We start from the raw sequence: 10,881 nt of genomic DNA, 5'->3' as shown, positions 1-10,881 counted from the left end.
CGAAGCTGTCCACTCCCGCGCGCCCCCAGAAGCCACGCAAAAAAATGCCTGACACTGGCCTGCACCCGCGCACGCCCGATTGCGCAAAGCCCTCGCAAGCGGGAGAGGTAAACTTCAGTGCTGCTCCAGCTCAATCCAACTCCAGTCAGCCACTCTCTTCACCTCCGCAAACACCTCCATTCCAGGCTGTGGCGGAACCCGCAAACGCGCGGAACGGCGTCCCCCGCGCGCTTGACAAAATTTGGCGACAGGATGAACATACGCTCAACACGTGGGCATATGCTCAACGTGACATAAGGGAGGTCACCTTGAAAAACGTCCTTTGCGCCGTTGCGGGCGCGGCTGCTGTTTTGATCTCTGCCCCCTCGATCGCCCAGACCACGCTGACGGTGGCGACCGTCAACAACGGCGACATGATCCGCATGCAGGGGCTCACCAGCGAATTCACCGCGAAGAATCCCGATATATCAGTCAAATGGGTGACGCTCGAGGAAAACGTGCTGCGCCAGCGCGTGACCACCGACATCGCCACCAAGGGCGGCCAGTTCGACGTGCTCACCATCGGCACCTATGAGGTGCCGATCTGGGCCAAGAAGAGCTGGCTGGTGCCGCTCGACAAGCTCGGCGCCGATTACGACGTCGGCGATCTCTTGCCCAAGATCAAGGATGCGGTCTCGGTCGACGGCAAGCTCTATGCCGCGCCGTTCTACGGCGAGAGCTCGATGGTGATGTATCGCACCGACCTGTTCGACAAGGCCGGCCTGAAGATGCCGGAGAGCCCGACCTGGGACTTCGTGGTCGACGCCGCCAAGAAGCTGACCGATAAGTCCGCTGGCGTCTATGGCATCTGCCTGCGCGGCAAGGCCGGCTGGGGCGAGAACATGGCGTTCCTGACCGCGATGGCCAATTCCTACGGCGCGCGCTGGTTCGACGAGAAGTGGGAGCCGCAATTCACCTCGCCGGAATGGAAGAAGACGCTGACGACCTATGTCGACCTGATGAAGCAGGCCGGACCTCCCGGCGCGAGCTCCAACGGCTTCAACGAGAACCTCGCGCTGTTTAACGCCGGCAAATGCGCGATGTGGATCGACGCCACGGTGGCGGCGTCGTTCGTGACCAATCCGAAGGAATCCAAGGTCGCCGACAAGGTCGGCTTCGCGCTGGCGCCGAACACCGGGCTCGGCAAGAACGCCAACTGGCTGTGGGCGTGGAGTCTTGCGGTCCCCGCCGGTTCGAAGAAGGTCGAGGCGGCCGAGAAGTTCATCGCCTGGGCGACCGGCAAGGACTACACCAAGCTCGTCGCGGCGAAGGAAGGCTGGGCCAACGTGCCGCCGGGCACGCGCTCCTCGCTGTACAAGAACCCCGACTATCTGAAGGTCGCCCCCTTCGCCAAGCTGACGCTGGCCTCGATCGATGCCGCCGATCCGAACAAGCCGACGGTGAAGCCGGTGCCTTACGTCGGCGTGCAATACGCGGCGATCCCTGAATTCCAGGGCATCGGAACCCAGGTGGGCCAGCAGTTCTCGGCCGCGCTCTCAGGTTCGACCACTGTCGATGCGGCGCTCTCGGCTGCGCAGTCCGTGACCGAGCGCGAAATGAAGCGCGCGGGCTACATCAAGTAAACCTGCCTGCGACTCGATAGCCAAGGCGCGTCAAACGCCTTGGCCGCCTGACCAGCTTAGACCTCCCGAGCTGGGTACTTGCGACCATCCTGTCCCGCAGCGGGATGGTCGCTCCTTTCCTTAAGTAAGGAGGCGGGGATGGCGACCCAGCAGACCCAACTGCTCGCACGCACGCTGCTCACGCCCGCCGTGGCGCTGCTGTTCATCTGGATGATCGTGCCGCTGGCGCTCACGATCTATTTCGCGACCCTGCACTACAATCTGCTCGATCCCGGGTCCGAATCGTTCGTTGGCCTGGAGAATTTCCGCTACTTCCTGACCGATCCGGCCTTCCTCGCCTCGCTGCAGAACACCCTGGTGCTGGTCGGCTCGGTGCTCGCGATCACGATCATCCTCGGCGTGCCGCTGGCGGTGCTGCTCGACCAGCAGGTGGTCGGGCTCTCGATCGTCCGCCTGATGGTGATCGCGCCGTTCTTCGTGATGCCGACGGTGAGCGCGCTGGTCTGGAAGAACCTGTTGATGCATCCGGTGTCGGGCCTGTTCGCCTGGATCGCGCATCTGTTCGGGCTGCCGGCGATCGACTGGTTCAACGACGCGCCGCTGTTCTCGGTGATCCTGATCATCTCCTGGCAATGGCTGCCATTCGCGACCCTGATCCTGCTCACCGCGCTGCAATCGCTCGACGAGGAGCAGAAGGAGGCGGCCGAAATGGACGGCGCGAGCGCGATCTCGACCTTCATCTACATCACGCTGCCGCACCTCGCGCGCCCGATCACCGTGGTGATCCTGATCGAGACCATCTTCCTGCTCACGGTGTTCGCGGAGATCTTCGTCACCACCGGCGGCGGCCCCGGCCTGCAGACCACCAACATCGCCTTCCTGATCTATTCGCAAGCTCTGATCCAGTACGACGTCGGCAGCGCCTCGGCGGGCGGCCTGGTCGCGGTGGTGCTCGCCAACATCGTCGCCTTCTTCCTCGTTCGTATCGTCGGCCGGAATCTGGAGGCGTAACGTCATGGCGCGGATGGTCACGACACGGCGCAAGGTGGTCTCGACGGCGGCGGCCTGGCTGGTCGGCTTCCTGATCTTCTTCCCGATCCTCTGGATGGTGCTGGCAAGCTTCAAGACCGAGCTCGAGGCGTTCGCGATCCCGCCCTCGTTCCTGTTCTTCCACTGGACCACCGAGAACTACGCCACTGTGCAGGAGCGCAGCGACTATTTCCACCACGCGCTCAACTCGATCATCATCGCCGGCGGCTCGACGCTGATCGCGATGCTGATCGCGATTCCGGCGGCGTGGTCGATGGCGTTCTCGCCGACCAAGCGAACCAAGGACGTGCTGCTCTGGATGCTGTCCACCAAGATGATGCCGCCGGTCGGCGTGCTGGTGCCGATCTACCTGATCTACCGCACCTTCGGCCTGCTCGACACCCGCTCTGGCCTGATCTTCATCCTGTGCCTCGGCAACCTGCCGATCGTGATCTGGATGCTGTTCACCTATTTCAAGGAGATCCCGAAGGACATCCTCGAGGCGGCGCGGATGGATGGCGCCACGATCGGGCGCGAGCTGATCTATGTGCTGACGCCGATGGCGGTGCCGGGGCTCGCCTCGACGTTGCTGCTCAATCTGATCCTGGCGTGGAACGAGGCATTCTGGACCCTCAATCTGTCGACGCTCGAGGCCGCGCCGCTCACCGTGTTCATCGCGTCCTATTCCAGCCCGGAAGGATTGTTCTGGGCGAAATTGTCGGCGGCGTCGACGCTCGCGATCGCGCCCATTCTCGTGCTCGGCTGGTTCAGTCAGCGGCAGCTCGTCCGCGGCCTGACCTTCGGCGCGGTCAAGTAGCAGAAAGGCTTTCGCCATGGGTCAGATTACGCTGCAGGGTGTGCAAAAATCGTTCGGGCCGGTCCACATCATCAAGGGCGCCGATCTCGACATCGCCGACGGCTCCTTCGTCGTCTTCGTCGGCCCGTCCGGCTGCGGCAAGACCACGCTGCTGCGGCTGATCGCGGGGCTCGAGGATGTCACCGGCGGCGCCATCCTGATCGACGGGCGCAACGTGGTCGATGTGCCGCCGGCCAAGCGCGGGCTGTCGATGGTGTTCCAGTCCTACGCGCTCTATCCGCATATGAGCGTGCGCGGCAACATCGCGTTCGGCCTGAAGATGGCCGGCATCGCCAAGGGCGAGATCAACCGCAAGGTCGAGGCGGCCGCGGCGACGCTCAACCTGACGCCCTATCTCGACCGCAAGCCGCGCGAGCTCTCCGGCGGCCAGCGCCAGCGCGTCGCGATCGGGCGCGCCATCGTGCGCGAGCCGAAGGCGTTCCTGTTCGACGAGCCGCTGTCCAATCTCGATGCCGCGCTGCGGGTGCAGATGCGGCTCGAAGTGACGCGGTTGCAGAAGCAGCTCGGCACCACGGCGATCTACGTCACCCACGACCAGGTCGAGGCCATGACCATGGCGGACAAGATCGTGGTGCTGAACGGCGGCAAGATCGAGCAATACGGTTCGCCGCTCGAGCTCTACGAGAAGCCGGCCAACCTGTTCGTCGCCGGCTTCATCGGCTCGCCGAAGATGAATTTCGTCACCGGTGAGATCGCCAAGCAGCAGGGCGCCGCGACCATCGGGGTACGGCCCGAGCATTTGAGGGTCGAGCGCGACGGGCAGGGCGGCTGGCACGGCACCGTCTCGGTCGCCGAGCATCTCGGCAGCGACACTTTCCTCTATGTCGACGCCGGACCGCTGGGAATGCTGACCGCGCGCTATGTCGGCGAGCTTGACCTGCATCCCGGCGACCGGGTGTCCCTGATCCCGGATCCGGCGCGCATCCACCGTTTCGACGAGAGCGGAAAATCGATTCACGCGTAAAGCATGATCCGGACCCGGAGGGCCGCGTTAGCGCAAAGTGTGAGCGGTTTTCCGAACAGATCATGCTCAAAAAGAAGCTAAGGAAGAAGAAAATGTATCTCGAAAAATTCAGGCTCGGCGGCAAGACCGCCATCATCACCGGCGCCGGTCAGGGCATCGGGCTCGCCTGCGCCGAAGCGCTCGCCGAGGCCGGCGCCAAGGTCATCATCGGCGACCGCGACGCCAAGGTCGCCAATGATGCGCAGGCGGCGCTGAAGGCCAAGGGTTTCGACGCCGACATCGCGCTGATGGACGTCACGGATTCCGGCCGCGTCTCTGCGGTCGCCGACGAGCTGGTGCGCAAGTACGGCAAGGTCGACATCCTCGTCAACAATGCCGGCATCGCCCGCAGCGAGACGCCGGCGGAAACCGTGACCGACGAGCATTGGCTCAACGTCATCGACGTCAACCTGAACGGCACCTTCTGGTGCTGCCGTGCCTTCGGCAATCACATGCTGAAGGCGAAGTCCGGCACCATCGTCAATGTCGGCTCGATGTCCGGCTTCATCGTCAACAAGCCGCAGGAACAGTGCTTCTACAATGCTTCCAAGGCCGCGGTGCATCATCTGACCAAATCGCTCGCGGCCGAATGGGGCGCGCGCGGGGTTCGCGTCAACGCCGTGGCGCCGACCTATATCGAGACGCCGCTGAACGCGTTCGTGAAGAACAGCCCCAAAATGTACGATGCCTGGATCGGTGGAACCCCGATGGCGCGGATGGGGCAGGTCGACGAGATCGCCTCCGTCGTCTTGTTCCTGGCCTCCGATGCTGCAAGTCTGATGACCGGAAGCATCGTTCTGGTCGATGGCGGCTACACTTGCTGGTAGGGTTGCCCGGGGAGATCGTGCTCAACAGAAGATAGAGCGGTCATGCGGCAAGCCTATATCGGGGTGGACGTCGGAAGCACCAGCGCCCGGGCGGGCGTGTTCGACGAGTCGGGGAAGCTGTTGGGTTCGGCCCGCCACCCGATCCGGGTCTGGCACGAGCCCGGCGATATCGTCGAGCAATCGTCCGACGACATCTGGGCGGCCTGCGTCGCTTCGGTGCGCCACGCAATGCGGGAGGCTGCGGTTGCCGCCGAGCACGTCAAGGGCATCGGCTTCGACGCGACCTGTTCGCTGGTCGTGCTCGACAGGGCTGACCGGCCGCTCACCGTCAGTCCGTCCGGCGATCCCGCGCGCAATGTCGTGGTCTGGATGGATCACCGCGCGATGGACGAGACCGAATTCGTCAATGCGACCGGCGACAAGGTGCTGCGCTATGTCGGCGGGGCCATCTCGCCGGAGATGGAGATCCCGAAAATCCTCTGGCTGAAACGGCATCTGCCCGCGACCTTCGAGGCCGCCGGGCACTTCTTCGATCTTGCCGACTATCTGTCCTTCCGCGCCACCGGCTCGCTGGCGCGCTCGACCTGCACGGTCACCTGCAAATGGACCTATGTGGCCGGCGAGGGCGGCTGGAGTGAAACCTTTTTCAAGCGGGTCGGGCTCGAGGCGCTTGCGGCCGATCGCTTTGGGCGGATCGGCAGCGAGATCGTGCCGCCCGGCTCGCCGCTCGGCCGCGGCCTGTCCGAGGATGCCGCGCGCGATCTCGGCCTATTGCCGGGAACCGCGGTCGGTGCATCCTTGATCGATGCCCATGCCGGCGGCGTCGGCGCGATCGGCGGCCGCGATGGCTCCGGCGCCGAGGTCGATGTCTGCCAACGGCTCGCCTACATCATGGGAACGTCGGCCTGCATCATGGCGACGACCGTCGATCCCTGCTTCGTGCCCGGTGTCTGGGGGCCGTATTTCGAAGGCATGGTGCCGGGCTTCTGGCTGAACGAGGGCGGCCAATCGGCGGCGGGCGCTGCGATCGATCACCTGCTCAAGTCGCATCCGGCGCATGCCGAGGTTGTGCTCGCGGCGAAGCACGACGGCGTCGACGTCATCGGGTATCTCGAGAAGCGCATCCTGGCGCGCAGCGGCAATGCCGGTGCCGCGGCGTTGCTCGCGCGCAACGTTCACGTCCTGCCGGAATTTCTCGGCAACCGTTCGCCTTATGCCGATCCCGGCTCGCGTGCCGTGATCGCGGGGCTCGATCTCGACACCGACGTGTCGGCGCTGGAGCGGCTGTTCATTGCCGGCCTGTGCGGGCTTGCCTATGGCCTTGCCGACGTCATCGACGCCTTGCAGGCGCATGGCGTCAATGGCAAGACCATCGTGATCGGCGGTGGCGCGAGCCGCAGCCCCCTGGTGCGCCAGATCATGGCCGACACGACAGGCTACGCAGTGGCGCTGCCGCAGACCCAGGAGCCGGTGCTGCTCGGCGCCGCGATGCTGGGCGCGGTCGCCAGCGGTGCGCACAATTCGATCAACGCCGCGATGGCCGGCATGTCGGCGCTCGGGCGGTTGAGCGAGCCGACCAGGCCGGAGCTTGCCGATTTCCACCGCAAGAAGCGCGGCGTGCACAAGATGCTGCGAGAGCTTGACCGCGACAGCCGCGAGGCGATGAGGCGGGCGCCCGGCGAAGCGCCGACGTAAGGTTTATCCCATGCTGCTGAGTTGCGGAGATGCGCTGATCGATTTCCTGCCGTCGAAGACGACGGATGGACGCGAGGCCTTGACGCCCGCGGTCGGCGGCTCCTGCCTCAACATCGCGATCGGCAGCGCGCGGCTCGACGTTCCGACCGGCTTTGTCGGCGGCATCTCGACCGACACCTTCGGCAAGATGATCGCCGATCATGCCGCGGCGTCCGGCGTCGACCTTCGTCGCGCCACGCGCAGCAATCGTCAGGCCACGCTGGCCTTTGCGCGCGTCACCGGCACCGAGACGCAATACGCCTTCTACGACGCCGACACCGCATCGCGGAACTGGACCTATCGGCGCGATGCGGTCGCGCTTGACGGCGTCACCTGCCTCCACACCGGCTCGACCACGCTGGTCCATGACAAGGGCGCGGCGGAGACGCTGGCCTTGATCGAGGATGCGCGGCCGAACGTGACGATCGCGCTCGATCCGAACTGCCGGCCGAACCTCGTCACGGACAAGGACGCCTACCGTGCGCGCATGCTGACGTTCTGCGGCAAGGCCGACATCGTGAAGATGTCCGACGTCGACTTCGCCTATCTGTTCGGCGACGAGGCCTATGCTCCGAGGGCCGAGGAGCTGCTCTCGGGCGGCGCATCGCTTGTCGTCATTACGCGCGGCCATGATGGCGCCTGCGCCTGGCATCGCAAGGCCGGACCGGTCGCGGCCGAAGCACTGGTGGTGAACGTCGTCGATACGATCGGCGCCGGCGACAGTTTTCAGGCGGCGCTGCTCGCCGCGTTGCATCGGCTGGACCGGATCGCGCGACAGCGGCTGCGCGACATCTCCGCGGCCGAGCTGACACGTGCGCTGTCCTTTGCTTGCAAATGCGCCGCCTTCACCTGCACGCGGCCCGGCGCCGATCCGCCGCGGAGCCGGGAATTGCCGGCCGACTATTGGTAGGCCTTGTGCGGTCTCCGCCGGAGTCACTGCTCGCGGGATGCCGTCGCTTGACGCTTAGTCTCATTTTGCGTGCTGCGCCTGCGAAGGCAAACCTGTCCGGCGATGCGTGAAGGTGTCCGAAGCATCCGATATCGTTCGGATTTGATGCCAACCCATGATCGCTATATTTCGAACGTGCGAAGTCATGCTGCTTCGGCTTCGCATTGAGCGCATCGGTTGTCTTTGTGAAAGACCGCGCTAACATGGAACCCATCCATCGATACCGGTCTTCGTCCTTTCTTGATCGTCTATTGCAGCGCAACCAGGCCACGCAGCGGGTTGCGCGCTCGCCAGAGCGACCGGGCCTCGAAGGGAAGTAGCAGATACGCATCCCTAATATTGCAACCAAGAAATAACGGGGGAAGATATGTATGTGAAAGGGCTTGCGGCATTCGCCGCGCTCGGCGTTGGCCTGTTGTCGGGCGCCGCCATCGCGCAGGAAGTCAAGCAGGAGAAGCAGTCGGTCCTCGGTAACGCCAATGTTTCTCCGGTGACCCAGGAGCAGCTCAACGCCGCCGACAAGAACACCAGGGATTTCCTGCTTACCAACGGCAACTATGCCCAGACGCGATTCTATCCCGGCAAGCAGATCGGTCGGGACAATGTGAAGAACCTGCACGTCGCATGGATCTTCCAGACCGACGTCAAGGAATCGCTTGAGACATCTCCGATCGTCGTCGATGGCGTGATGTTCGTCACGACGTCGTTCAGCCATGTCTATGCACTCGACGCCAAGACCGGTCAGCAGCTCTGGCACTATGCCCACAAGATGGGCCCGATCACGGTTTATTGCTGCGGTCCCAACAATCGCGGCGTCCAGGTGCTCGGCGACCGGGTCTATCTGGCGACGCTCGATTCCAAGCTGATGGCGCTGAATGCCAAGACCGGCGAGGTGATCTGGACCACCAACATCGCCGATCCCGAGCTCGGCTACAGCGAGACGATGGCGCCGACCGTGGTCAAGGACAAGGTCCTGATCGGAACCAATGGCGGCGAATACGGCATCCGCGGTTTCGTGCGCGCCTATGACGCCAAGACCGGCAAGCAGCTCTGGAATTTCCATACCATTCCGGAGAACTCCGTCGGTGTCTGGGCGACCAAGGATGCCACCGGCCGCGACATGCATCGCAATATCCAGGCCGAGAAGGACATGCTCGCCAAGATCGGCGATCCCTATGCCAAGCTCGGTGGCGGCGTGTGGCAGAACCCGTCGGTCGATCTCGCGACCAACCGGATCTACTTCGTCGTCGGCAACCCGTCGCCCGACCTCGACGGCTCGAACCGGCCCGGCGACAATCTCTATACCAACTCGCTGGTCTCGCTCGATCTCGACACCGGCAAGTATGTCTGCCACTTCCAGTACATCGCCCACGACGTCTGGGATCTCGACGCGGTCAGCCCGACGGTGCTGGTCAACGTCAAGGACAAGAGCGGAAAGACGATTCCCGGCGTCATTCATGCCGGCAAGACCGGGCACATCTATGTGCACGATCGCAAGGACTGCAGCCTGATCCGCTTCTCCGAGGCGATGGTACCGCAGGAGAACATGTGGGTGCTGCCGACCAAGGAAGGTGCGCGCATGCTGCCCGGCGCCAATGGCGGCGTCGAATGGTCGCCGATCGCGACCGATCCGGGACAGGAGCTGGCCTACGCCATCAACCTGCACCAGCCGATGACCTACCACGTCGAGAGCTCGGCCTATCCGAACGGCAAGCTGTGGCTGGGCGGTGCCTTCAAGGTGATCCCGGGCGAGAAGCAGGCGGGCAACATCACCGCGGTGAACTACAACAACGGCAAGATCAAATGGCAGGTCAGCACGCCCGAGCCGATGATCGGCGGCATCCTCGCCACCGCCGGCGGCCTGGTCTTCACCGGCGAAGGCAACGGCAAGTTCGCGGCCTACAATTCGTCGAACGGCAAGGAGCTGTGGAGCTTCCGGGCCGGCGCCGGCGTCAACGCGCCGCCGTCGAGCTACATGGTCGGCGGCAAGCAATATATCGTGGTCGGCGCGGGCGGTAACACCCAGCTCGACTACAAGCGTGGCAACAACATCATCGCCTTCACGCTCGACTGAGCCTGGGCCTGATGCATCATCACGCGTGCAAACATTGACGGCGAGGCGGGACCGGTTCGGTCCCGCCTCTGTTTTCTACGGATGAGCAGATGTTCAGTAGATTGATGATTTGCGGCGTCGCGCTGCTGCTGATGGCCGTACAGGCATGCGCTGAGACGATTGAAGACAAGGTGCAGGTCTGCGCCGGCTGCCACGGCGAGAACGGCAAGCCCATCGACAAGACCATTCCGACGATCTGGGGCCAGCAGGCCGGCTATGTCTACATCCAGCTGCGCGATTTCAAGCGCGGCGATCGCAAGAGCGAGATCATGCAGCCGATCGCGACGCAGTTCGAGCGCGACGACATGCTGGCGATCGCGGAATATTTTTCGCAGAAGCCGTGGCCTGACCTCGGCCAGCCGCGCGCGCCCAAGGACGTGGCGGAGAAGGCGGTCAGCGCCAGCCGCTCGGTCGGCTGCCCGGCCTGCCATCTCGATCGCTTCCAGGGCGACGGCACGGTGCCGCGGCTCGCCGGAATGGGACGGGATTATCTCGCCAAGACCATCGCCGATTTCCGCACCCGTGCGCGCGGCAACAATCCCGGCATGTCCGACCTGATGCTGGCAACGTCGCCCGACGACCTTGCCGCGCTGGTGGAGTATCTGGCGGGGCTGTGAGCGGCGGGCGGGTTCACCTCTCCCGCTTGCGGGCAGGGGAATCGCATGTGTGCGCGTGCAAGTAGTTGCCAAATCGAAGAAAAGGGATTCTGAAGGCAGCTCCTGATCTG

Annotated in this window: 9 protein-coding genes; all 9 read left to right on the top strand. The window is 64.1% G+C overall.

The annotated features are described in order from the left end of the window. Nucleotides 1-308: 308 nt before the first annotated feature. The 9 genes from QJT82_RS44265 to QJT82_RS44225 all read left to right on the top strand — a co-directional run bounded on the left by QJT82_RS44265 (nt 309) and on the right by QJT82_RS44225 (nt 10,771). Nucleotides 309-1,622, top strand: coding sequence for a sugar ABC transporter substrate-binding protein (locus QJT82_RS44265; protein WP_028344354.1), 1,314 nt, complete (start codon nt 309-311; stop codon nt 1,620-1,622). Between the two features lie 138 nt (nt 1,623-1,760). Then, entirely contained in the window at nt 1,761-2,633 is an 873-nt protein-coding gene (locus QJT82_RS44260; protein WP_028344353.1) for a sugar ABC transporter permease, read from the top strand. A gap of 4 nt (nt 2,634-2,637) precedes the next feature. Further along, a complete protein-coding gene (locus QJT82_RS44255) occupies nt 2,638-3,468 on the top strand; it encodes a carbohydrate ABC transporter permease (protein WP_028344352.1) in 831 nt (276 codons plus the stop codon). Between the two features lie 16 nt (nt 3,469-3,484). Further along, a complete protein-coding gene (locus QJT82_RS44250) occupies nt 3,485-4,492 on the top strand; it encodes an ABC transporter ATP-binding protein (RefSeq protein WP_028344351.1) in 1,008 nt (335 codons plus the stop codon). Between the two features lie 92 nt (nt 4,493-4,584). Beyond that, nucleotides 4,585-5,358: an SDR family oxidoreductase gene (locus QJT82_RS44245; protein ID WP_028344350.1), complete on the top strand. Its 774-nt coding sequence runs from the start codon at nt 4,585-4,587 to the stop codon at nt 5,356-5,358. Nucleotides 5,359-5,400: 42 nt separating this feature from the next. Continuing rightward, nucleotides 5,401-7,053 carry an FGGY-family carbohydrate kinase gene (locus QJT82_RS44240; protein WP_028344349.1) on the top strand — a complete coding sequence of 551 codons (1,653 nt, stop codon included), beginning with the start codon at nt 5,401-5,403 and terminating at the stop codon, nt 7,051-7,053. A 10-nt stretch (nt 7,054-7,063) separates the two neighbouring features. After that, nucleotides 7,064-8,002 (top strand): carbohydrate kinase, encoded by a 939-nt coding sequence (locus QJT82_RS44235; RefSeq protein WP_028344348.1) that lies wholly within the window; start codon nt 7,064-7,066, stop codon nt 8,000-8,002. A 406-nt stretch (nt 8,003-8,408) separates the two neighbouring features. Next, nucleotides 8,409-10,115 carry a PQQ-binding-like beta-propeller repeat protein gene (locus QJT82_RS44230; protein WP_028344347.1) on the top strand — a complete coding sequence of 569 codons (1,707 nt, stop codon included), beginning with the start codon at nt 8,409-8,411 and terminating at the stop codon, nt 10,113-10,115. Nucleotides 10,116-10,204: 89 nt separating this feature from the next. Then, nucleotides 10,205-10,771: a c-type cytochrome gene (locus QJT82_RS44225; protein WP_245288913.1), complete on the top strand. Its 567-nt coding sequence runs from the start codon at nt 10,205-10,207 to the stop codon at nt 10,769-10,771. Nucleotides 10,772-10,881 lie beyond the last annotated feature (110 nt).

Source organism: Bradyrhizobium sp. Mp19, assembly GCF_029952935.1.
GTDB classification, from domain to species: Bacteria; Pseudomonadota; Alphaproteobacteria; order Rhizobiales; family Xanthobacteraceae; genus Bradyrhizobium; species Bradyrhizobium elkanii.
The sequence above is the reverse complement of the archived record's forward strand: the minus strand, read 5'-3'. Positions and strand labels throughout refer to the sequence as shown.